16 protein-coding genes are annotated in these 24,357 nt (G+C 62.6%); 10 read left to right on the plus strand and 6 right to left on the minus strand.

What is annotated here, in order from left to right:
* Position 1: 1 nt before the first annotated feature.
* Positions 2 to 2,587 carry an aminopeptidase N gene (gene pepN / locus I3253_RS00510; protein ID WP_197915666.1) on the minus strand — a complete coding sequence of 862 codons (2,586 nt, stop codon included), beginning with the start codon at positions 2,585 to 2,587 and terminating at the stop codon, positions 2 to 4.
* A 221-nt stretch (positions 2,588 to 2,808) separates the two neighbouring features.
* On the opposite strand from pepN, the gene I3253_RS00515 reads away from it, so the two are divergent.
* A complete protein-coding gene (locus tag I3253_RS00515; protein ID WP_197915667.1) occupies positions 2,809 to 4,956 on the plus strand; it encodes a malate synthase G in 2,148 nt (715 codons plus the stop codon).
* 176 nt (positions 4,957 to 5,132) lie between these two features.
* Positions 5,133 to 5,912, plus strand: a complete 780-nt coding sequence (locus I3253_RS00520; protein ID WP_197915668.1) for a gamma-glutamyl-gamma-aminobutyrate hydrolase family protein — start codon at positions 5,133 to 5,135, stop codon at positions 5,910 to 5,912.
* Here I3253_RS00520 and I3253_RS00525 read toward each other — a convergent pair.
* Both I3253_RS00525 and I3253_RS00530 read right to left on the minus strand, forming a co-directional pair.
* Entirely contained in the window at positions 5,899 to 8,196 is a 2,298-nt protein-coding gene (locus I3253_RS00525; protein ID WP_197915669.1) for a Hint domain-containing protein, read from the minus strand. The two genes, I3253_RS00520 and I3253_RS00525, sit on opposite strands and share 14 nt — an antisense overlap.
* Before the next feature lie 417 nt (positions 8,197 to 8,613).
* A complete protein-coding gene (locus tag I3253_RS00530) occupies positions 8,614 to 9,372 on the minus strand; it encodes an SDR family NAD(P)-dependent oxidoreductase (RefSeq protein WP_197915670.1) in 759 nt (252 codons plus the stop codon).
* Between the two features lie 150 nt (positions 9,373 to 9,522).
* Here I3253_RS00530 and I3253_RS00535 point away from each other — a divergent pair, with 150 nt between their 5' ends.
* From I3253_RS00535 to I3253_RS00555, 5 genes are all read left to right on the plus strand, one after another.
* Positions 9,523 to 10,479: an MBL fold metallo-hydrolase gene (locus I3253_RS00535; protein WP_197915671.1), complete on the plus strand. Its 957-nt coding sequence runs from the start codon at positions 9,523 to 9,525 to the stop codon at positions 10,477 to 10,479.
* A gap of 181 nt (positions 10,480 to 10,660) precedes the next feature.
* Positions 10,661 to 11,110 (plus strand): methyltransferase family protein, encoded by a 450-nt coding sequence (locus I3253_RS00540; RefSeq protein WP_232236903.1) that lies wholly within the window; start codon positions 10,661 to 10,663, stop codon positions 11,108 to 11,110.
* Between the two features lie 136 nt (positions 11,111 to 11,246).
* Positions 11,247 to 12,818, plus strand: a complete 1,572-nt coding sequence (locus tag I3253_RS00545; RefSeq protein ID WP_197915672.1) for a Re/Si-specific NAD(P)(+) transhydrogenase subunit alpha — start codon at positions 11,247 to 11,249, stop codon at positions 12,816 to 12,818.
* 13 nt (positions 12,819 to 12,831) lie between these two features.
* Positions 12,832 to 14,289, plus strand: coding sequence for an NAD(P)(+) transhydrogenase (Re/Si-specific) subunit beta (locus tag I3253_RS00550; RefSeq protein ID WP_197915673.1), 1,458 nt, complete (start codon positions 12,832 to 12,834; stop codon positions 14,287 to 14,289).
* A 265-nt stretch (positions 14,290 to 14,554) separates the two neighbouring features.
* Positions 14,555 to 15,835 carry a DUF3422 family protein gene (locus I3253_RS00555; protein ID WP_197915674.1) on the plus strand — a complete coding sequence of 427 codons (1,281 nt, stop codon included), beginning with the start codon at positions 14,555 to 14,557 and terminating at the stop codon, positions 15,833 to 15,835.
* 49 nt (positions 15,836 to 15,884) lie between these two features.
* Here I3253_RS00555 and I3253_RS00560 read toward each other — a convergent pair whose 3' ends face one another.
* From I3253_RS00560 to I3253_RS00570, 3 genes are all read right to left on the minus strand, one after another.
* Positions 15,885 to 16,796: an ABC transporter permease gene (locus I3253_RS00560; protein WP_197915675.1), complete on the minus strand. Its 912-nt coding sequence runs from the start codon at positions 16,794 to 16,796 to the stop codon at positions 15,885 to 15,887.
* Complete coding sequence (locus I3253_RS00565) at positions 16,789 to 17,796, minus strand: ABC transporter permease (RefSeq protein ID WP_197915676.1); 1,008 nt, start codon at positions 17,794 to 17,796, stop codon at positions 16,789 to 16,791. The genes I3253_RS00560 and I3253_RS00565 overlap by 8 nt, the downstream gene beginning before the upstream one ends.
* A gap of 115 nt (positions 17,797 to 17,911) precedes the next feature.
* Entirely contained in the window at positions 17,912 to 19,615 is a 1,704-nt protein-coding gene (locus I3253_RS00570; RefSeq protein WP_197915677.1) for a peptide ABC transporter substrate-binding protein, read from the minus strand.
* A gap of 297 nt (positions 19,616 to 19,912) precedes the next feature.
* Between I3253_RS00570 and I3253_RS00575 the strand changes: the two genes are divergently transcribed.
* The 3 genes from I3253_RS00575 to I3253_RS00585 all read left to right on the plus strand — a co-directional run bounded on the left by I3253_RS00575 (position 19,913) and on the right by I3253_RS00585 (position 24,351).
* Entirely contained in the window at positions 19,913 to 21,733 is a 1,821-nt protein-coding gene (locus I3253_RS00575; RefSeq protein WP_197915678.1) for an ABC transporter ATP-binding protein, read from the plus strand.
* A gap of 96 nt (positions 21,734 to 21,829) precedes the next feature.
* Positions 21,830 to 22,996, plus strand: coding sequence for an acetylornithine deacetylase (argE, locus tag I3253_RS00580; protein WP_197915679.1), 1,167 nt, complete (start codon positions 21,830 to 21,832; stop codon positions 22,994 to 22,996).
* A gap of 8 nt (positions 22,997 to 23,004) precedes the next feature.
* Positions 23,005 to 24,351 (plus strand): NAD(P)/FAD-dependent oxidoreductase, encoded by a 1,347-nt coding sequence (locus tag I3253_RS00585; protein WP_197915680.1) that lies wholly within the window; start codon positions 23,005 to 23,007, stop codon positions 24,349 to 24,351.
* Positions 24,352 to 24,357: the final 6 nt, after the last annotated feature.

Consider the following 24,357-nt stretch of genomic DNA (forward strand, 5'->3'; position numbering starts at 1 on the left):
TTCAGGCCCCCCTGATGCGGGTTATCATCTCGGTCGTGTCGCGGCTGAGGCCGGGCTGTGCCGCGATCCGGTCAAGCTGTGCCGCGATCAGGGCCTGGCGCTGCGGATCATAGCGTTTCCAGGTCTGGAAGGCGGTCGACATGCGCGCTGTGGTCTGCGGATTGACCGGGTCCAGCCGGATCAGCCAGTCGGCCAGCAGCGCGTAGGCGGCGCCGTCGCCGTGGTGGAACCCCGCGTGGTGCATCTGCATCGCGCCCATCACCGCGCGGAAGCGGTTGGGGTTTTTCCAGTCAAAATCGGCATGACCGGTCAGCTGGCGGGCCGTGCCTGCGGTGTCATGGGGCTTGGAATGCAGGACTTGCAGACCGAACCACTTGTCGATCACCAGACGGTCATCGCGCCATTGCCGATAGAACGCGTCCAGCGCGTTCTCGCCCTGTCCGGCATCCAGAAGCGCGCCCAGCGCGGCGAGTTGCTGGGTCATGTTGTCGGCTTGGGCATATTGCGCGGCGGCGGTAGCCCCCTGATCCAGCCGGGTCAGCAGGCCAAGGGCTGCATTGGCCAGGGCGCGTTTGCCGGCAGGCTCCGCTTCGGGAGAGAACGGGCCTTCGGTTTGGTTTTCCGCGTATAGCGTCGGCAGGAAATCGGCAAAGGCCGTGGCCTTGGCCTGCCGCAGGTCTTCGGAGGCTGCGTGGATGGCGGCAGGATCGGGCACGGTGCCGCTCTGGTGCAGCAAACCGGCAAGTTCCGATTGCGACGGCTGGCCCAGCATCAGCGCGCGATAGGCCGGATCAAGTCCGGTATCGCACAGCACGGCGCCCAGCCCGTCCAGATAGGCGGTATCGGGCGGCGTGCCGTCGGTTATGGACGCAATCAGAGAGTTGCGCGCCAGCATCCGCCCGGCTTCCCACCGATTGAACGGATCGGTGTCATGGGCCAGCAGGAAAGCGCGGCGTTCATTGTCTATTTCGTGGTCCAGGATAACGGGCGCCGAAAAATCGCGCAGGATCGACGGGATCGGCCGCGTGGCATGGCCGGGGAAGGCAAAGCTTTGCTTTGCCTTCGTGAGTTCCAGAACGGTCGTGGGCTGAACCTCGTCCCCGTTGGGGTTGAGCAGGCCGATCTTGATCGGAATGACCTGTGGCGCCTTGTCCGGCTGGCCCGGTGTGGGCGCGGTGGACTGGCGCAATGTCAGGGTGAGCGTTTCGCCTGAATACGCCTCTTGGACATGCACGCGGGGCGTGCCGGATTGCGCATACCAGCGTTTGAACTGGCTCAGATCGCGCCCGGTGGCGTCTTCGAACACTTTCAGCCAATCCTCGATCGTGGCCGCGTCGCCGTCGTGTCGCTCGAAATAGAGGTCCAGCGCCCTGGAATAGGCCGCGTCCCCGACCAGTGTTTTCAGCATGCCAATGACTTCGGCGCCCTTTTCATAGACGGTCGCGGTGTAGAAGTTGTTGATTTCCTGAAAACTTTCAGGGCGGACCGGATGCGAGAGCGGCCCCTGATCCTCGGGGAACTGGCGCGCGCGCAGGGCCAGCACGTTTGAAATCCGGGCCACCGGGGCCGACCGCATGTCGGCGGTGAATTGCTGATCGCGAAACACGGTCAGCCCTTCTTTCAGACAAAGCTGGAACCAGTCGCGGCAGGTGATGCGGTTGCCGGTCCAGTTGTGGAAATATTCGTGCGCGATGATCGCCTCGATCCGTTCGAAATTGGCGTCCGTCGCGGTTTCCGGGCTGGCCAGAACGCAGGAAGAGTTGAAGATGTTCAACCCCTTGTTCTCCATCGCGCCCATGTTGAAATCATCCACCGCCACGATGTTGAATTCGTCCAGATCGTATTCGCGCCCATAGATGTCTTCGTCCCATTTCATGGACTTTTTCAGCGCCTCCATACCAAAGGCGCATTTGTGTTCGTCGCCGGGGCGCACCCAAATGGCAAGGTGTACATCCTTGCCGGACATGGTGGTGAACGTGTCTTCATGGGCGATCAGGTTGCCCGCGACCAGGGCGAAGAGATAGGCCGGCTTGGGCCAGGGATCCTGATAGATCGAAACATTGGACGCCGGGGTTTTCGTGCTGTCCTGTTCGTAATACAGGCCGTTGCCGTTGGACAGCATGACGGGCGTGTTTTGTGCGTCGCTTTCGATCCGCACCGTGAACCGCGCCATCACGTCCGGGCGGTCGGGATACCATGTGATCTTGCGAAACCCCTCGGCCTCGCATTGGGTGCAATACATGCCGCCCGACATGTAAAGCCCTTCCAGCGCGGTGTTGGCCGACGGGTTGATTTCGACCTCGGCCTCCCAGTTGAACGGCGCATGGGGCACGTTCACCTCGATCCCGCCCGCGACTTCGGTCAGGTCCGCGTCGTGACCGTCAACCCTGGCCGATACATGAGTGAGCCCTTCGCCATGCAGGAAAAACGGACGATCCGGCACATCGTAATCGGGCCGGAACCGAATGCGCGAGATCACGCGGGTGGCGGTTGGGTGAAGACGAAAGGTGAGGTGCACATCGTCGATGATCCAGCCAAAAGGTTTGTAGTCCTTGAGATAGATCGTTTGGGGGGCGGCATCGCGCATGGGAGTATCCTGTGGCCTGAACTGCCCCAAGGTGTAGCGCATCGGCACAGGCCCGCAAGGGGGCGCAAGGCTCTTGTCACCGCGTTTGCTGAAACTGATTGCCCGGTTTCTTGAAAAAGCTGAAAATCCATCTGGTAAAAAACGCGGACCGGTTTTGTTGCCTATAGGAAACGCATGTTCTAATTGGAAACGCATACAATGGTGCACAATAGGGGTGAAAAATGGCGGAACGGGTCGAAAAGCACGGACTTGAAGTGGCGCAGGCGCTGGTGTCGTTCATCGAGGAACAGGCGCTTCCCGGCACTGGCGTGTCGGCAGACCGCTTCTGGCAGGGGCTGAGTGCGCTGGCACATGATCTGGGTCCGAAGAACCGCGCCCTTCTGGAAACGCGCGCTTCGCTCCAGCAGCAGATCGATGCCTGGCATGTCGCGCGCCGCGGCAAGCCTCATGATGCGGCTGCGTATCGCTCCTTTCTGGAGGAGATCGGCTATCTGGTGCCAGAGGGGCCGGATTTCCGGATCGAGACCCGGAATGTGGACCCCGAGATCGCGCATGTGCCCGGTCCGCAGTTGGTCGTGCCGATCACCAACGCCCGTTTCGCGCTGAATGCCGCCAATGCGCGTTGGGGAAACCTGTATGATGCGCTGTATGGCACGGATGCGCTGGGTGATCTGCCCACCGGCAGCGGCTATGACGCGGCGCGCGGCGCGCGTGTGATAGCCTGGGCCAAGGAATTTCTGGACAGGTCCGTGCCGCTGGACGGCGCCAGATGGGCCGATGTGACAGGCATCGAGGCCGGTGACACGCTGGTGTTCCGAACGGCGCAGGGACCGGTTTCGCTTGCGGACAAGGCCCGGTATCTGGGCCACATGGCTGTCGATGGCTGGCGTGGCGTGCTGCTGGAGAACAACCGGCTGAAGATCGAGATCCTGATCAACCCCGAGGTGGGGCCGGGCCGGACCGACGCGGCGGGGATCGCGGCGGTCAATCTTGAGGCTGCCATGTCGACGATCATGGATTGCGAAGATTCAGTGGCCTGTGTGGACGCCGAGGACAAGGTGCTGGCCTATGGCAACTGGCTGGGCCTGATGAGGCGTGATCTGGCCGAGGAAGTCAGCAAGGGCGGCGAGACCTTTACCCGCAAGCTGCATGACGACGCGACCTATACCGCGCCGGGTGGCGTGCCGTTCTCTGTGAAATGCCGCTCTTTGATGCTGATACGCAATGTTGGCCATTTGATGACCAACCCGGCGGTGCTGGATCGGGAGGGCAATGAGATCGGCGAAGGGCTGATGGACGCGCTGGTCACGGTGATGATCGCGATGCACGATCTGAAATCGCAAGGCGGCAATTCGGACCATGGCTCGGTCTATGTGGTCAAGCCCAAGATGCACGGGCCGGAGGAGGTGGCGTTCGCGGTCGAGATTTTCGACCGGGTCGAGGATATTCTGGGCCTGCCGCGCAATACCGTGAAGATGGGCATCATGGATGAGGAACGCCGCACAAGCGTCAACCTCAAGGAATGCATCCGCGCCGCGAAAGAGCGGGTGGCCTTCATCAATACCGGATTTCTGGATCGCACGGGGGACGAGATTCACACCTCGATGGAGGCGGGACCGGTGCTGTGCAAGGGAGACATGAAATCGACCCCCTGGATCACATCCTACGAGGATCGCAATGTCGACATAGGATTGGCCTGCGGCTTGCAGGGCAGGGCGCAGATCGGCAAGGGCATGTGGGCCATGCCCGACCTGATGGCGGCGATGCTGGAGCAGAAGATCGGGCATCCGATCTCGGGGGCCAACTGTGCCTGGGTGCCGTCGCCAACCGCCGCGACGCTGCATGCCACGCATTACCACGAGGTCGATGTGTTGGCCCGTCAGGACGAGATCCGGGCCGGTGGTGCACGCGGGACGTTGGAAGACCTGCTGAGGATCCCGGTGTTGCCGGGAGAGAACCTGAGCGACGAAGTGATCGCGCGGGAGATCGAGAACAACGCGCAGGGTATCCTGGGTTACGTGGTGCGCTGGGTGGACCAGGGTATCGGGTGTTCCAAGGTGCCTGATATCAACGATGTCGGCCTGATGGAGGATCGCGCGACGTGCCGTATTTCCAGCCAGGCGCTTGCGAACTGGTTGCATCACGGGGTGGTCAGCGAAGCGCAGGTGATGGAGACCATGAAGAAGATGGCCGCCGTGGTGGATCGTCAGAATGCGGGCGATCCCGCCTATCGCCCGTTGGCGCCGGGCTTTCACGGTGTGGCGTTCCGGGCGGCCTGTGATCTGGTATTCCGGGGGCGCGCGCAGCCCTCGGGCTACACCGAGCCGGTGCTGCACGCGCGGCGCCTGGAGATGAAGGCCGCTCTTTGAGTTGGGAACGGAGCGAGGGGGCTGTCTGCCCCCTCGCGCTCCCCCGAGGATATTTGGGACCAAAAGAAGATCCGGGGCTGATGGGGCTGGGATGATTGGCGCTTGATGTTTGGGCTTTTTCTTGTCGCGTGCCCGACCTATGTTGGGCTATGGAAACGCAGAGCACGAGGCATTGAATGGCGCGGCCCGTCGTCGGCATTATCGGAAATCAGTACCTGATCAACGATCAGTACCCGGCCCATGCCGGGGGGACGATGAATTCCGAGGCCGTGGCCGGGGTGAGCGGGTGCATGCCGTTGTTGGTGCCGGCCGATCCGCGGTTCGTTTCGGTGCCGGAGTTGCTGGACACCTGCGACGGTTTCCTGCTGACCGGCGGGCGCCCGAACGTGCATCCGGAAGAATATGGCGAGGCCGCCACCGAGGCGCATGGTGCGTTCGACAGGGCGCGGGATGCGATCACGCTGCCGCTGGTGCGCGCCTGCGTCGAGAGCGGCCAGCCGTTTCTGGGCATTTGTCGCGGCTTTCAGGAAGTGAACGTGGCCATGGGCGGATCGCTGTATCCCGAGATCCGTGATTTGCCGGGGCGCGACAATCACCGGATGCCGCCGGAGGGGACTCTGGAAGAGAAATTCGCCTTGCGTCACAGCGTGACATTTACAGAGCAAGGTGTGTTTCACCGGCTGATGGGCGCGCGGACCGTGATGACGAATACACTGCACGGGCAGGGCATCAAGCGGGCTGGAGCGCGTGTGTCGATTGACGGGTACGCACCGGATGGCACGCCGGAGGCCACTTATATCGAGGGCGCCCCCGGTTTTACTTTGTCGGTGCAATGGCACCCGGAATGGGATGCGGCAAATGACCCGGTGTCGCGCCCGCTTTTCCTGGCATTTGGCGAAGCGGTTCGGGCGTGGAACGAGGATCGCCGCGCGGTGCCGGTGCTCAGATCAGCGTAAGGTTCGGGCGGGCAGCGCGCATTGCGGCGCGGCGCGGCTGGCGCGGGTTTGTGGCGCCGTTGGCCTGCAACAGAGCCGCCGCTTCGTAGCGTTTCAGGCAGCGTCGCGCCGTTGGGCCGTAGTTGGAGAGATCTTCACGCAAGTCGGGGAATTCCCTGAACATATCTTCGCGCTCGTCGTCGCCAAGCCCGGCCACACCGGAATCGGCGGCGTGAAAGCTTTCGGTTTCGACACCTTCGGCATAGATGATCTGATGTCGGTCCAGCATCAGGTGCACATAGGTGACAAAGCTGCGTGGCAGGCGGAAGGCACGTTCGTCATCGACCATGTGCAGGGCCGAGACCAGCACTTCGCGTTCGCCAAAGAGCAATTCGGCGCGCCAGTCGGACAGCAGGAAACGGTGCTGGGGAGACACCAGCAAAGTGCGCTTTGCATTGGGCAGGACATCGGATGTGACGGCCACCGGGGCAAGGCGATCATGGGCGGGGACCGTGCGGTTGCCGATCCAGCGGATGGGTTGCAGGCCTTCGTCCTTGGTCATTACCAGATCCCCGGCGCGCAGGGTTTCGACGGGGCGTTCGCCCTGATCGGTCAGGATGTTGGTGCCCGGCGTGAAGCAGATGATATTCTCGATTTCAGAGAATGTGACCGTGGTGCCGTCAAGCAGTTGCACGGTGCCCGAAAGCCCGCCGTTGGAATCGTCCGGGTTGGTGATGACAAGCGTTGAGCGATCCGCGAGGCCGTTGAGGTTCAGGGTGTCGCCGTTGGTTTCGCCATTCTCTCCGCCGACGATCACGATATCGCCGGTATCCCCGGTATCGGTGATGATGAACGTGTCGTCGCCCTGGTTTCCAAAAGCGGTGTCGCCTTGGCCGACATAAAGCGTGTCGTCGCCACTGCCGCCGCGCATCGTGTCGGTTCCGGTGCCGCCACTCAGGACATCCGCGCCCGAACCGCCGCTCAGGTCATCATTGTCCGCACCCCCGTCAAGCGTGTCGTCGCCCGCCGCACCAAGCAACGTGTCGTTGCCGCCGTTGCCGAATATCAGGTCATTGCCGCCGCCGCCAACCAGCCGGTCGTCGCCATCACCGCCGATAATGGTGTCGTCGCCGCCCCCGGCATAAACCTCGTCGTTGCCTGCGCCACCTTCAAGGCTGTCGTCGCCGCCGGTGGTCGGGATTGCATCGAATTCAATATTCGAAACCCAGACCGCCTGGGTGCCGTTCAGACCGTTTTCATAGATGATCTCGATTTGCGCGACCGGGCCGGGGATTTCGATCAGCGCCGAACCGGTTGCATCCGATGCGGATTCGCCCAGGTTGCCTGCGGTGATGGTGTTGCCCGAAACCGTGTCATTCGCGCCCGGCGTGATATTGACCGTGACCGTATTTCCGTCCGCGTCAAAGGCATTGACCGTTACCGTGTCGCGGTGATTGCCGGACGCCCAGTCGATATCGGAAATGCGAAACGTGACATTGAGCACTTCATCCTCGACACCGGCACCGGACGCCGCGGCAAAATCGACCGTCGTCGTGGAGGTGGCGCCGTCGCCGTTCCCGTACAGGCGCAGCGAGGAATTGGGATCGAATTCCTCGTCGGCGCCTCGATAGATCGTGTCGGTTGTCTCCAGATTCGCGGTGGCCCCGTTATTGCCATCATTGGAGAAGGACAGGGTGACATCAATGGTGCCGGTGTTCTGGGTAAAGCCGGAAAAAACATCAGCTCCGTCAGAGCCTTGGGCGGACCAGTCCAGGGTTTCCGCGTTGACCCCGTCGCCATAGATGACGTCGTTCCCGTCAGAGGCTTCGACCGTGTCGTTGTCGGTGCCGGCGTCGATCGTGTCGTCGCCCTGGCCTGACTGGATCAGGTCGTCACCGCTGCCCGCCTCGATGGAATCGTTCAGTCCGCCGGTGCCCGTGCCGGAACCGCCATCAACCTGATCCCCATCAGGATCGGCATATGTATCGTCAATCGTGTCGTCGCCGGCGGTGCCTTCAATCAGCCCGTCGCGGCTGTCATAGCTGGGGGCGCTGGTGACGGTGGAGGATGTGAGGGTGTCGACGGGGCCGTAGGACGGGACGAAGTAGACGTTGCCGTCGTTGGCGAGGTAGTAGTTTCCGGGTTCGCTTTCGTTGGTGTAGGTGGAGCCGTTCCAGGTGCCCGACCAGATCCAGGTACCGGAGCCGAGAAACGAGTCGGTGGTGAACGTGACAAGAGGGTCAACGATGCTATCGTTAACATCCAGGGAGTAATCTCCCAATTGTACCAGGTACCCGGACGGCATCTTGCTGCTCCAACCATGTTCCCGGAGTTGATCCCGGGATTCACGTGCTGGTAGTCTGGTGCAGTCCTACGGCAGCATTTTGTATCAATTGAGATGATTTTGCGGTGTTCGCGATTGGGGCGCGCGCGGCAGTATCATGGGGCGGTGACGTAACGCATTGGTGTTACAGGTTAAATTATATCTGCCGCGAGGCCATCAGAAGACCGGGGCGCGACCGCCCCATATTGGCCGCAATTTGACGGCGCGCGGCCCCGGTGCCGGCCCGGCGAACCATGGCGCGAAAACAGCAAAATACCGTGTCGGCGGCGCGTCGGTATCACGTCGGTATTGCGTCGGTGAAAAACCCCGGAATTGACCCGGACGGGGCCGGCACGCCGCGCGGGCCGGGGGCGCGGCGTGAACGGCGAGGGCGGCGTGTCAGATGTCGCCGCCGGCGATCTGGATCGTCTGGCCGTTGACGCTGCCGGAATGGGGCGAGCAGAGCCAGCGCGCGGCCTCGGAAATCTCCTCGGGCGCGATCAGCCGTTTGTGGCGGTTGGCACCGACCATCATTTTGAGCGCGTCCTCTTCGGAAACACCGGCGCGTTCCTTGATCGAAGTGACATTGCGGGTGATGATGTCGGTCTCGACATAGGCCGGGCAGATCGCGTTGAAGGTGAAGGGCGTGCCCAGATAATCTTCGGACAGCGATCGCATCAGGCCGATGACGCCGTGCTTGGTGGCGGAATAGGCCAGCCCGCCCTTCAGCCCGCGCACCCCGGCGATCGAGGAGATGATGATGACCCGGCCCCAGTCTGTCTGAAACATCGACCCAAAGCTTTCGCGGATCGTCAGGAAGGCGCCGGTGAGGTTGGTGGCGACCATGTTGTTCCAGAAGTCCAGATCGGTGTTGTGCAGGGCGCGGCCTTCGGCGATCCCGGCATTGGCGACACAGATCTGAACCGGGCCGCGCGCGGCAACCGCGCTGGCGACGCCCTGAACGATGCTGTCTTCGCGGCGCACATCCATGACCAGCGGGTGCAGGCCCGGATTGTCGGCGGCAACCTGCTCCAGAACCCCGGCCCGGCGCCCGGTGATCGTGACCTCGGCCCCGTCCTGGGCCAGTGAGCGGGCAATGGCCAGGCCGATCCCGGTGCCGCCGCCGGTGACAAGCGCGTGTTTGCCTTGCAGATGCATGTCGTTCTCCCTTTTGGTTGTACGCAGAATTCACGCAGGAGCACCGGCTGGCAAGCCGGGAGGAGGGAAAGCGCCGCAGCGTCGCTTTTATAATTCACAAATGCGAATTTGTTGTTTAGTTTTCGGAGAAAGCATTCCGAAGGAGAGTTCATGTTGCGCGTTTCAACCCTTGCCGCCGTTCTGGCGGTTGCATTTGCCGGGGCGTCGGCGGCCAGCGAGGAGATCGCCGATCAGTATCCGCAATCGGAATTGTATTCCAAGCCGGTCGAGGTGATCCCCTATGTCTGGTCCGCCATCGGGGCGACGGCGCCGCCGACCTATGAAAACGCCGGGCACAACAACAACCTGTCCTTCATCGTGACCGACGAGGGGGTGGTGGTGATCAATGCCGGCGCGTCGGCGCGGCTGGCGGCGGCGCTGCATGACGAGATCAGGGCGGTGACGGATCAGCCGGTGGTTCTGGTGATCAACGAGAACGGGCAGGGCCATGCCATGCTGGGCAATTCCTATTGGGCCGATCAGGGAGTGGATATCCTGGCCCATGAGGACGCCATCGAGACCTTCCGGGAAGAGGCGGATTTTATCCTGCAAGCGATGCAGCGCTATAACCGTGACAAGGCCGAGGGCACGCGCATCGCGATACCGAACCTGTCCTTTGAGGACACCTATGATCTGACCCTGGGAGGCGTGGATATCCGGGTGATGCATATGGGGCCGGCCCATGAACCGGGCGACACGCAGGTGTGGTTGCCGCAATGGGGGTTGCTGATCGCCGGTGACATTGCGTTTCACGAGCGCATGTTGCCGATCTTCGAGGGCGTCTGCACAAGCTGCTGGCTTGAGACATGGGAAACCAGGATGGAACCGCTGGCGCCCACCTATGTGATACCGGGCCATGGGCATCCGACCAACCTGGCGCAGGTGCGGCGCTATACATACGACTATCTGATCGACCTGCGCGCAAAGATCGGCGCGCATATCGAGGCGGGCGGCGATCTGGCGGGGGCCTATTACGTGGATCAGGAGCGGTGGCGCAATCTGGACACGTTCGAAGAGCTGGCCACCAAAAACGCGGGTCGGGTATTCGAGGAAATGGAATGGGAATGACACAGGGCTGAAAATTCCAATTCTGCGGCGCCTTGTCGGCTTGCCTTTGCGTCAGGAAGTGACCATAGCAGCCTTATGTATCGGAATTCGGACGAGTCATGTGATGGAGCGGCTTTGCGGGGCCGGTTCGGTGACGGCGCATTCCGGACATATGTTTGCATACAAGGGATGGAATGACATGCTGCGTTGGCTTGATATGCCGCCGGTGTGGCTTGGCCTGTTTCTGGTGTTGGGATGGACCCAGTCCAGGATTCTGCCCATGGGGCTGGACCTGAGCGGCGGTTGGTTCGATCTGCTGAGCGGTATTCTGGTGGGCGGCGGCGTGATCCTGGTTGCGCTGGCGGCCAGCGAGATGCGCCGGCAGAAAACCACGATCATTCCACACAAGGAGGCGGACCGGCTGGTGCAGAGCGGGATCTTTTCGCGCACCCGCAATCCGATCTATCTGGGCGACACGATGGTCCTGTTGGGGCTGCTGCTGTATTGGGACGCCATACTGGCGCTGGTTCTTGTGCCGGTGTTCGTGTGGGTGATCGAGCGGCGGTTCGTCATCCCCGAGGAAAACCGGCTGCGGCGCAAGTTCCGGGCGGATTTCGCCCGCTACTGCCAGAAAACGCGCCGGTGGCTGTGATGACGTGGCGATCCGGACAATCGAACGGCGCGTTCCCTTGCTTGTGCAACACCAAAGGGCGCTGTAAAACTTTTTGCAAGTGCAGCATGAACTGCGCGCAACAATCTTGCTCTTTCACCGAAGGGGGATCGAAAACGTGAAAATCGGAACACCAAAGGAGGTGTTTGCAGGCGAAAACCGGGTGGCGATGACGCCCGATTCTGCGAAACAGCTTCAGAAACTGGGCTATGACTGTGCGGTGGAAACCGGCGCCGGGGCGAATGCTGGCTTTTCGGATGCGGACTATGAGGCGGCCGGGGTCGAGATCGTCAAGACGGCTGCCGCGCTTTGGAAGACCAGCGATATCGTTGCCAAGGTCCGCCAGCCCAACGCCACCGAACTGAAGCGCCTGACCAAGGGCAAGACGCTGATTTCATTCTTCAATCCCGGCGGGAACGAAGAGGGAATGGACGCGGCCAGGGCCAAGGGCGCGAATGTGATCGCCATGGAGATGGTGCCGCGCATCAGCCGTGCCCAGAAGATGGACGCGCTGTCGTCGATGGCCAATATCGCGGGCTATCGCGCGGTGATCGAGGCCGGCAACAATTTCGGCCGGTTCTTTACCGGACAGGTGACGGCCGCGGGCAAGGTGCCGCCGGCCAAGGTTCTGGTGGTGGGCGCCGGTGTGGCCGGGCTGGCCGCGATCGGCACGTCCACGTCGCTTGGCGCGATCACCTATGCGTTCGATGTGCGCCCGGAAGTGGCCGAGCAGGTGGAATCGATGGGCGCCGAGTTCGTCTATCTGGATTTCGAGGAGGAGCAGCAGGATGGCGCGGCCACCGGCGGCTATGCCTCGGTGCAGTCCGAGGAATTCCGCAATGCGCAGCTGGCCAAGTTCCGGGAACTGGCCCCGGAAGTGGATATCGTGATCACCACCGCGCTGATCCCCAACCGCGAGGCGCCCGAACTGTGGACCGAGGACATGGTGGCGGCGATGAAGCCGGGATCGGTGATCGTGGACCTGGCGGCGGAAAAGGGCGGCAACTGCAAGCTGACCGTCGCGGATGAGAAGATCGTGACCGAGAATGGCGTGACCATTGTCGGCTATACCGATTTCCCCAGCCGGATGGCGTCGCAGGCGTCGACGCTGTACGCCACCAACATCCGCCACATGATGACCGATCTGACCCCCGAAAAGGACGGACAGATCAATCACGACATGGAAGACGACGTGATCCGCGGCGCCACCGTGACCTATCAGGGCGAGATCACCTTCCCGCCGCCGCCGCCCAAGGTGCAGGCCATTGCCGCCAAGCCCAAGGTCGAGGTGAAGGAGCTGACGCCGGAAGAGAAGCGCGCCGCCGAGGTGGCCGCGTTCAAGGCGCAGACCAAACAGCAGGTGACATTGCTGTCGGTCGGCGCGGTGTTGCTGCTGGGGGTGGGGCTTGTCGCGCCGGCCAGCTTCATGCAGCATTTCATCGTGTTCGTTCTGGCGGTGTTTGTCGGCTTCCAGGTGATCTGGAATGTCAGCCACAGCCTGCACACGCCGCTGATGGCCGTGACCAACGCGATTTCGTCGATTATCATCCTGGGCGCCCTGATGCAGATCGGTTCGGGCAGCTTCCTGGTGATCCTGCTTGCCGCGCTTTCGGTCTTTATGGCCGGGATCAATATTTTCGGCGGCTTCCTCGTGACACGGCGCATGCTCGCCATGTTCCAGAAATCTTAAGGAGGTCGGGATCATGGACTTCGGATTCACGACTGCCGCCTATGTTGTTGCGGCTGTTCTATTCATTCTCTCGCTGGGCGGTCTTTCGGGGCAGGAAAGCGCGAAACGCGCCGTGTGGTACGGCATTGTCGGCATGGGGCTGGCGGTGTTAGCCACGCTGATCGGCCCCGGTGCGGGGCTGTGGTGGCTGTCGATCATCCTGATCGCCGCCGGTGGCTTGATCGGCTATCAGCTGGCCAGCAAGGTCGAGATGACCCAGATGCCGGAACTGGTGGCTGGTATGCACGCGCTTGTGGGCCTGGCGGCGGTGTTCGTCGGCTTCAACGCGCATTTTGAGCTGGGCAATGTCATGGCGATGAGCCCGGACGGCACGCTGCCTCTGTCCAAGGAACTGGCCAAGGGCCTGGACGGGTTTGCGGCGCTTCTGGCCAAGAAGGACGGGGTTGAAATCGGTATCCTGCGGGTGGAAGCCAGCCTGGGTATCTGGATCGGTGCCGTGACCTTTACCGGGTCGGTCATCGCCTATGGCAAGCTGTCAGGCAAGGTGACATCGAACGCCGTCAAGCTGCCCGGCGGGCACGCGCTGAACGCCGGTGCGGCGCTGATCTCGTTGATCTGCCTGATCTGGTACCTGAACTCGGGCGGTGTTCTGCCGCTGTTGATCCTGACGCTGGCGGCGCTTTTCATCGGGTATCACCTGATCATGGGCATTGGCGGGGCCGACATGCCGGTGGTTGTGTCGATGCTCAACAGCTACTCGGGCTGGGCGGCTGCGGCCATTGGTTTCAGCCTTGGCAATGACCTGCTGATCGTGGTCGGGGCGCTGGTGGGCTCGTCGGGCGCCATCCTGTCCTACATCATGTGCAAGGCGATGAACCGTTCCTTTGTGTCGGTGATCCTGGGCGGGTTTGGCGGTGCGGCAGGTCCGCAGATGGAAGTCGAGGGCGAGCAGATCGCCATCGAGGCCGACGGTGTTGCCGCCGCCCTGGAAGACGCTGACAGCGTGATAATCATTCCGGGCTACGGCATGGCGGTGGCGCAGGCCCAGCAGAACGTGGCCGAGCTGACCCGGCGTTTGCGCGCCAAGGGCAAGACGGTGCGATTTGCGATCCACCCGGTTGCGGGCCGATTGCCGGGGCACATGAACGTGCTTCTGGCCGAAGCCAAGGTGCCGTATGATATCGTTCTGGAAATGGACGAGATCAACGAGGATTTCCCGGAGACCGATGTGTCTATCGTGATCGGGTCGAACGACATCGTGAACCCCGCCGCGCAGGAAGATCCCAACAGCCCGATTGCCGGGATGCCGGTTCTGGAATGCTGGAAATCCAAGCAGGTGTTTGTGTCCAAACGGGGGCAGGGCACCGGCTATTCCGGCATCGAGAACCCATTGTTCTTCAAGGAGAACACGCGCATGTTCTATGGGGATGCCAAGCAGTCGCTGGACAAGTTGCTGACGCTGATTGACTGATCCGCGTGCGGGTTTTGCAGATTGGAAGGGCGCCCCGGCCTTGGGGCACCCTTTCTTTTTGTGACGGGGTCTGGGGGCGTAGCCCCCACCGCAGCGGGGCTGCGGCTCCCCCAGAGTATTTCTGGCAAAATGAAGAATGGGGTGGCTTTAGAGGGAGTTAGCCGGGGTTGTATACCGTTGCATCCAGCTAAGGTGCTGAAAAGGCGCATTTTTCTTTACTTGAGGGGGATATTGTCTAGGGTGTGGCCAGATTTGGAGAGCCGAGATGCAACCGATTGAAGACCATCCTTTGCGGTACAAGATGGCCAATGAGCTTCATGCGCGCCCGTTCCCGTCGGTCGAGGTGCCTGCGACAGCTGTGTTTCTGGCGATCAAGCAGGCTGAAGATGCGGTGGCGCGGGATCGGGGTGCGGATCTGGCGCATCTGATTGCCTTGCTGGACCGGCACGGCGCGGCGCATCCGCAGCCCGGTGCCACGCATTATTCGGGTGAGATCGGGCGGCATTACCTGAAATGGGAGCAGCATACCGAGTTTGTGACATACACGGTGTTCACGCGGGGGCTGTCGGCTCGGGCGTTCGATCCGGCGGAGTTCGAGGTGTTTCCCGAGGACTGGCTGGCGGATGCGCCGGGGGTGCGGGTGACATCGGCGCTGATCCGGGTTGCGCCGCGCCCCGAGCGCGCGCAGGTATTGGCGGATCTGGGAGACTGGTTTGTTCCCGAAAGCCTGGCGGTGTCGGAGGTGCTGGACGGGGCGGCGGTGGTGGCCACGGATTTCCGGATCAACCCGGCGGGGCATTTGCGGATTGCCGCGCTGGTGGACCGCAGCGCGGATGCGCGGCGGGTGGGGCGGATCGTGCAGCGGTTATGCGAGATCGAGACCTACAAGAGCATGTCGATGATGGGGTTCGCGCGGGCGCGCGACCTGTCGGGGCGGATGGGCGAGATCGAGGCGCGGCTGACGCGGATGATGGCGGGGATCAGCCATGGCGATGCGCCGGCGGACGCGGTTCTGGACGATCTGTTGCAAGCCTCGGCGGAGTTGGAGAGGCTGATTGCGGAAAGCTCGTTCCGGTTCGGGGCGACGGGCGCTTATGAGGCGATCGTGAACCAGCGGATCGAGGTGTTGCGCGAGGAGCGGTTCGAGGGGCGGCAGACCTTTGGCGAATTCATGATGCGCCGGTATGATCCGGCGATGCGCACGGTGGCCTCGACCCGGTCGCGGCTGGAGGCGCTGGCGGAGCGCGCGATGCGCGCGGGCGAGTTGCTGCGCACCAAGGTGGATGTGGCGCGTTCGGCGCAGAACCAGGCGTTGCTGGAGAGCATGGACCGGCGCGCGGATCTGGCGCTGCGTTTGCAGGAGACTGTCGAGGGGCTTTCGGTGGTGGCGATCAGCTATTACGCGGTGTCGCTGGCAGGGTATCTTCTGTATCCGCTGGCCGGGGCGCTGGGGGTGGGCAAGGGTGTGTTGACGGCGGGGATCACGGTGCCGGTTGTGGGTGCGGTGTGGTGGATGGTGCGCCGGATCAGGGCGCGGATGCATTGACGCGAAAAGGCCGGGCGCGTGGCCCGGCCCTGGCGGGATCGGCTGGTTTTCAGCGGCCCCGGATACGCGGATCGAGCGCGTCGCGCAGGCCGTCGCCCAGGTAGTTGACCGACAGCACCGTCAGCGAGATGGCCAGGCCGGGCCAGAACACCCGTTCGGGATAGTCCTGGAGGTATTGCGTGGCGTCGTTGAGCAGGCGGCCCCAGGTGGGGAAGTCGGGCGGGAAGCCGAGGCCCAGGAAGGACAGCGCGCTTTCGGTGATGATGGCGTTGGCGATGCCAAGCGTGGCCGAAACCATGATCGGCGACAGCACGTTGGGCAGGATGTGCCGGGTGATCATGCGGCTGTTGGGGGTGCCGATGGAGCGGGCGGCGAGGATGAACTCGCGTTCCTTGAGTGCCAGCACGTCGCCGCGCACGATGCGCGCGGTGGGCATCCAGCTGGTGATGCCGATCGCCACGACGATCAGGATGAAGATGCCGCGTTCGGGGCCGACGGCGGCCGAGAGCGGTTCGCGAAAGAGCAGCATCATGACCAGCAGCAGGGGCAGGATGGGCAGGGCCAGGAACAGGTCTGTCAGGCGCATCAGCGGGCCGTCGAGCCGTTTGAAGAACCCGGCGGTGATGCCGATGAAGCTGCCCAGGCCAAGCGCCAGAAGCATGGCGGTCAGGCCGACCGAGATCGAGGTTTGGCCGCCGGCCATCATCCGGGCCAGCGTGTCGCGGCCCAGCTGGTCCGTGCCGAAGGGATGCGCCCAGGACGGGCCCTGGTTGCGGGCGCGGATGTCGATGAATTGCGAATCGTAGGGCCACAGCCACGGGCCGATGAAGACGCCCAGCACGATGACGATGAAGATGACGCCGCCCAGCAGCGCGCCCTTGTGGGCCTTGAACTGGTGCCAGACATCGACCCACTGGCTGCGTGGCGGGGTTGCGGGCTGGGGGTTGCTTAGCTCAGTCATAGCGGATCCTCGGGTCAAGAATGCCGTAGAGCACGTCGGCGATCAGGTTGAAGAACACGATCAGGAAGGCGAACATGAAGGTCAGCGTCTGCACAGTGGGCAGGTCGTTGGCCTGAATGGCGCCAATCAGTTGTGCGCCGATGCCGTTCACCGAGAAGATCTGTTCGGTGATGATGGCGCCGCCGAAAATGGCGGGCAGGCCAAGCGCGATCACGGTGACGACCGGGATCATCGAGTTGCGCAGCACATGCACCAGCACGACGACGCGCTCTGACAGGCCCTTGGCGCGGGCGGTGCGCACGTAATCCTGATTGAGGTTGTCCAGCATCGAGGCGCGCATGTAGCGGCTGATCTGGGCGGTGGTTTGCAGGGCAAGCACCATCACCGGCATGATCATCTGGCGAAGCTGGTAGATGAAGCTGTCCCAGTCGGTGACCTTGTGGGTGGTGTCATAGATGAAGGGGAACCAGCCCAGTTGCACCGAGAAGATCACGATCACCAGCGGCCCGGTAAAGAAGGGCGGGATCGAATAGCCGATCATGGTGATGAAAGTGCCGGCCTGATCAAAAACCGAATACTGGCGATAGGCAGAGTAGATGCCGATGGGCAGGGCGATCAGGATGCCGACCACATAGGACATGCCCACAACCCACATCGTCTGGGGCAGGCGTTGTACCACGACATCCATGACCGGGGCGCGGTGTTGCCAGCTTATGACGCGCAGCTTGCCTTCGGAAAAGGCGGTGCCGAAGTAATGATCGATCAGAACCTGCGGTTCGATCCAGAAGAACTGGACCAGCCATTTCCAGAACCGGACATAGCCCGGTTCGCCCAGACCAAGGGCCAGGCGCATCTTTTCCTTGACTTCGGGGGGCACGGTCAGCGGGACCTGGGCCATCGGATCGCCCGGTGCAAGTTCGAGCAGAAGGAAGATGACGAGGCTGATGAAAAGGAGCGTCGGGATCGCGAGGATCAGACGGCGAATGGTAAAGGTCAGCATTTGCGGCGCCTTTATGCGTCAGTCATTACTTGTGTCAAAGCACCGAACAGCGACCTGCCTGCCGGGCACCGGATAGAAACGGGGCGGGCACAAGGCCCGCCCCGGCTTGGTTGGCTTACTTGATACGATACCAGTCGGCAACATTCCAAAGTTCGGAATCCCAGGTATTCAGAACGACGCCGCCCAGGCTGTTGGCGTGGGCCGAGACACGGCCACGATCCACCAGCGGCACGATCGTGTAGGTTTCCTTGGTCAGCATCTCGTTCATCTTCTTGGAAAGCGCATAACGGGTTTCCAGATCGGAGGTGCGCGACAGCTCGTCTACCAGCTTGTCATACTCGGGATCACAGAAGCGGTTGATGTTTTCGCCCTGCCACTGCGTTTCCGGGCGCGGCTCGTTGTTACAACGATACATCGACAGATAGGCCTGAGGATCGGTGCCATCGAAGTTGTTGGCATACATTTCCACGTCGGCATAGAACTTCTGGAACGTGTCGGGCGAACCCGGATCGCCGCCAAAGAACACCGAGGCGTTCAGGTTGCGCAGCTCGGTTTCGACACCGATCTCGCCCCACCACTGCTTGATCAGCGCCTGGAAATCCTGACGCACGGCATTGGTCGAGGTCTGGTAAAGGATCGACAGGCGCACGCCGTCCTTGGCACGGATGCCATCGGCACCTTTCACCCAGCCCGCTTTGTCAAGCAGCGCGTTGGCGCCGGCGATGTCCTGGGTCAGACAATCGGTGTTGTCGGAGGCGTAAACCGCCGGTCCGGGAACCAGGTTACAGGTGGGTCGGCCGGCCTGACCATAGCCGATTTCCACCAGCAGGTTGCGGTCGATGGCCATCGACAGGGCCTTGCGCACATTGATGTCGCTGAGGAACGGGTGCGGTGCCTTGCGTGTCGACCGGGTGTCGGCGTCAAGCGACGGCGACGGATCGGTCAAATTCATCTCCAGACGCTCGACCAGCGAACCGAAGGCCGCGATCGGCTTGCCCTTGCCGCCTTCGGCCATCTTGGCCAGAACGTCGGGGGCCAGCTGAAGGTTCCAGGCATAGTCGAACTCGCCGGTTTCCAGAACCGCGCGGCCCGCCGCCGTGGCATCGCCGCCGCCCTTGAAGGTCAGCGTGGCAAAGGCCGGTTTGGCCGGATCACGATAGTTCGGGTTGGCCGACATCGAGATCACGTCGTTCGGTTTGAACTCGTCCACGACAAACGGGCCGGTGCCGATCGGGGCAAAGTTGGCCTCGGTGCATTCGGGGGCCTTGGCGCCCATGCAGTTCTTGAACTGGGCCATCTGGATAATGGGTGACTGGCCGCCCATGAAGGGGCCGTACGGGTTTGGCTTGGGCTCGGAGAAGTTCACCTTGACCGTCAGGTCGTCCACGATTTCGACAGTGTCGACACCGTCAAACTTGGCCAGCTGCGCGCAGCCGCCTTCGGGGTCCATGCAGTAATCGGCGGTGAATTTCACGTCCGCCGAGGTGACGGGCGATCCGTCCGACCAGAGCAGGCCGGGTTTCAGCTTCCAGGTGATCGACTTCAGATCCTCGGACACGCCACCATTGTCCACGGTCGGGATCTCTTCGGCCAGATAGGGCACCAGATTGCCATTGGGGTCATAGCGGCCAAGGGGCTCGATCACCAGCGAGGCGGATTCGATATCCTTGGTTCCGCCCGACAGAAACGGGTTCAGGATCGACGGGGCCTGCCAGTAAATGATATTTACATGGCCGTCCGAGCCGCGTTCCGCAGCCATGGCCGCAGGGGTCATGGCAAACGCGACGGCAGCGCCGAGCACAAGTGTCTTAATTCTCATCATACACTCCTTGTTGGGCACATTGCTGTGCTTGATCAGGCGAATTCAGTCCGCCCGGATTATGGTTGTCATGAAGGATATCGGGCGCCGGTTTCCCGCGCGCCCAGGCAGCTTTTTGCCGGTTCCCCTCTCGACTGCCTGTTATCTCAGACCAGCGGCCCGGAAAAAGCAAGCGTTCCTTTTGGGATGACGTTGCGCAATCCGGTCATTCCGCAAGCCCGTGTTTGACTTTCGGGCGGTGCTGTCTGTAGCGTTCGGGCCTGAGCAAACACCAACACCACGCGGGGAGTTATCGCGATGCTGGACAGGGCCATTGCCTCGATCGAGAACCTGAAGGTCGAGTTCCAGACAAAGGACGGCCCGGTGGTGGGGGTAGAGGATGTTTCGTTCCAGGTTTTCCCGGGCGAAACCGTTTGTATCGTTGGCGAATCCGGGTCCGGCAAATCGGTTTCCAGCCTGTCGCTGATGCGGCTGGTAGAGTTCGGCGGTGGTGAAATTTCGGGCGGTCGGCTGTTGTTTGATCGCCGCGATGACGGCGAGGCGGATCTGGCGGAAACCGATCAGGATCTGATGCGCACGATTCGCGGCAACGAGATCGGGATGATCTTTCAGGAGCCGATGACGGCGTTGAATCCGGTGTTCACGGTGGGCCGTCAGCTGACCGAGGGGTTGCGGCTGCACAAGAAGATGTCCAGGGCACAAGCCGAGGCGCGCGCGCTGGAATTGTTGCAGCAGGTACGTATCCCCGAGCCGGAGCGGCGGTTGTTGCAATATCCGCACGAGCTTTCGGGCGGGATGCGTCAGCGGGTGGTGATTGCCATGGCGATGGCGTGCGAGCCGCGCCTGCTGATCGCGGATGAACCGACAACGGCGCTGGACGTGACGATCCAGGCCGAAATACTGGCGCTGATGGATCGGCTGAAGCGCGAGACCGGCACGGCGGTGATGTTCATCACCCATGACATGGCGGTGGTGGCGCAGATGGCGGATCGCGTTGTCGTGATGTTCCGGGGCAACAAGGTGGAAGAGGGCACGGTTCAGGAGATTTTCGAGAATCCGACCCATGATTACACCAAGGCGCTTTTGGCGGCGGTGCCCAAGCTGGGCGACATGAATGGCACGGATCTGCCCCGGCCGATGAAGCTGTTTGGTGACGACACGCATTCGACCGCGCCGATCCCGGGCACGAACGAGCCGCTTCTGGAGGTGAGCCACCTTGTTACCCGGTTCCCCGTGCAGGGCGGGTTGTTGCGGCGCACCGTGGCCAAGGTGCACGCGGTCGAGGATGTGTCGTTCACGGTTAACAAGGGGCAGACCCTGTCGCTGGTGGGCGAATCGGGTTGCGGCAAATCCACGGCGGGGCGGTCGATCCTGCGGCTGGTCGAGCCGGAATCCGGGCGGGTGCAGTTTGACGATCGCGACGTGATCGCGCTTACCCCGAGGGAGATGCACAAGGTCCGCCAGGACATGCAGATGATTTTCCAGGATCCGTTCGCCTCGCTCAACCCGCAGATGAAGCTGAGCGATCAGGTGGCCGAGCCGATGCGCAATTACGGCACCCACAAGGGCAGCGAAATGCAGGACCGCGTGGCGATGCTGTTTGACCGCGTGGAACTGCCGCGCAGCTATATGAACCGCTATCCGCATGAATTGTCCGGCGGTCAGCGGCAGCGGATTGCGATTGCACGCGCGCTGGCGCTGAACCCCAAGCTGATTGTGGCCGACGAAGCGGTGTCGGCGCTGGATGTGTCGGTCCAGGCGCAGGTGCTGAACCTGATGATGGAATTGCAGGCCGAGCTGGGGATTTCCTATCTGTTCATCAGCCATGACATGGCGGTGGTCGAGCGTGTCAGCCATCAGGTGGGGGTGATGTATCTGGGCCGGATCGTGGAACTGGGCCCGCGCCGCGCGGTGTTCGAAGACCCGCAGCACCCCTATACCCAGGCATTGATGAAGGCGGTGCCGATCGCCGATCCGAACAAGCGCAAGTCGGAAAAGGATCTGAACTTCAAGCCGATCCCGTCGCCGATCCATCCGATCGGCTATGAACCGGAACCGTCCGTCTACAAGGAGGTCTCTCCGGGCCACAAGGTGCTGATCTCGGAAAGCGGGTATTGAGGGGCGCGCGTCTTTCGGGATGTGGTTGCGGAGTTAAGTAATTCCCGGCAAAGTGGCGCCGTTGCAGACCCCCGCCCGAAAGAAAGAGAGTTCGTTATGGCCGAGCGCCTGACACCCCGTGCGATATTGGACAGGCTTGTGGCCTTTCCCACCGTCAGCCACGATACCAACCTGCCTTTGATTGACTGGGTCGGGGATTATCTGGGCAGTCACGGCATTCAGACCCATCGCCACCCGCATGAAACCGCGCCCGACAAGGCGGCGTTGTTCGCGCATGTCGGTCCCGCGGTCGAGGGGGCGGTTGTGTTGTCGGGGCACACGGATGTGGTGCCGGTAGAGGGCCAGCCCTGGAATACCGATCCGTTCGAAGTGGTCGAGAAGGACGGCAAGCTGTTCGGCCGGGGCACCTGCGACATGAAGGGGTTCGACGCGCTGGCGATCTGGGCCATGGTCGAGGCGCGATACAGTGGCATTGCCCGTCCGTTGCAACTGGCGTTGAGCTATGACGAGGAGATCGGCTGTACCGGCGCGCCACCATTGATCGAAAGCATGAACAAGGTGTTGCCCAAGGGCAGTGCCGTGATCGTGGGCGAGCCGTCGATGATGGGCGCGGTGACGGGGCACAAGGGCGGATCGGGGTTCCATGTGCATGTGCGCGGCTTCGAGGTGCATTCATCGATCATGCACACGGGTGTGAACGCGATCATGTATGGCGCCAGGCTGATAGACTGGGCCAATGCGATGAACGCGGAAAACCAGGCCAGGACACCGGGCGAGGTGGATGCGGTGTTTGATCCGCCCTGGACCACGGTGCATGTGGGCACGATTATCGGCGGCACGGCGCATAATATCACGGCGCTGGATTGCCGGTTCGGGCTGGATTTCCGGTTTGTGCCCGGCGATTCCCCGTTGGGCTGGAAAGAGCGGGCGCGCGCCAGGGCGGCCGAGATCGAGGCCGACATGCAGTCAGTGGCGCCAAGTGCCCATATCGAGATGACCGAATATTTCGGGGTGCCGGCGCTGGTGCCGGAAGAGGATGGCGAGGCCGAACGGATCGTGCGCCGCCTGACCGGCGACAATGCGCCCCGCGTGGTCAGCTATGGCACCGAGGCCGGGCATTTTCAGAACGCCGGCTACTCGGCGGTGATCTGTGGTCCGGGGGATATCGCGCAGGCGCATCAGCCGGACGAATACCTGAGTGTGGCGCAGTTCGAGGCCGGGCAGGCGTTCATGACGGATCTGGTTGACATGCTGAAGGGCTAGGGTAGGGCATGGCCGGTTTTCCGATCACGCTGAACAGCCCGGTGGAACATGCCGGGCCGCTGCCCGAAACCGCGGATGTGGTGATCATCGGTGGCGGGGTGATCGGTGTGAGCGCGGCCTATTTCCTTGCGCGCAGGGGGTTGCGGCCTGTGGTGTTGGAAAAAGGGCGTATCGCGGGCGAACAATCGGCGCGCAACTGGGGCTGGATCCGCCAGCAGGGGCGTGATCTGGCCGAAGTGCCGATCATGATCGAGGCGAACCGGCTTTGGCGGGAGATGGCGGCCGATGTTGATGAGGATATTGGTCTCAAGACCTGTGGGCTGACCTATTTTTCGTCGGGCGAGGCCGAGACCGCGCGCTATGAAGACTGGCTGAAGGAAGCCGTTCCGATGGGGGTGGACAGCCGGTTGCTGTCGTCGCGAGAGGTGGACGCGCTGATACCCGGCATGACGGAACGCTACGGTGCGGCGCTGCACACAGCGTCGGACATGACGGCCGAGCCGTGGCTGGCGGTGCCGGCGCTGGCACGGGCGGCGGTGCGTCACGGGGCGGTGATCGTGGAGAATTGCGCCGCGCGGGTGCTGGATCGCGAAGCCGGGCGGGTGTCGGGCGTGGTGAGCGAAAAGGGCCGTATCCGCGCGCCCGAGGTGATCGTGGCGGGGGGCGCGTGGTCTTCCTTGTTCCTGCGCAACGAGGGCGTTTCGATCCCGCAATTGTCTGTGCGGGCCAGCGTGGCTGCCACGCGGGCCTTGCCGGATGTGCACAAGGGAGGCGCGGTGGGTGAACACCTGGCGTTCCGGCGGCGGGCGGATGGCGGCTATACGATTGCGGCCTCGGGCTATCACGAGAAGTTCCTGGGCCGGGATTCGATCCGGCATCTGCGCGCCTATATTCCGCAGCTTCGGCGCGCGCCTTTTGCGCGGACCTACAGGTTGCGGGCGCCTGAACCGGGCTACCCCGATGGCTGGGGTACGCGGCGGCGCTGGCAGGGGAGCGACGAAAGCCCGTTCGAGCGGATGCGCATCCTTGATCCGGCGCCCAACGCGGGCAAGATCGAGGAAATGCGCGCTGCGTTCGAAGCGTTGCTGCCGGCGCTGGGCAAGGTAGAGATCGCGGCCAGCTGGGCCGGCATGATCGATTCCATGCCCGATATCGTGCCGGTGGTGGATCGCGCGCCTGTGGAGGGCCTGAGCATCTGCACCGGCATGTGCGGGCATGGGTTCGGCATCGGGCCGGGCTTTGGCCGGGTGATGGCCGACATGGTGCTGGGCGGCGAAATCGGGCATGATCTGAGCCGGTTCCGGCTGGCGCGGTTCAGCGATGGATCGGTGCCGGAACTTGGCCCGGATCTTTGATGCAAC

It is taken from the genome of Thiosulfatihalobacter marinus (assembly GCF_016019955.1).
GTDB lineage: Bacteria > Pseudomonadota > Alphaproteobacteria > Rhodobacterales > Rhodobacteraceae > Shimia > Shimia marinus_A.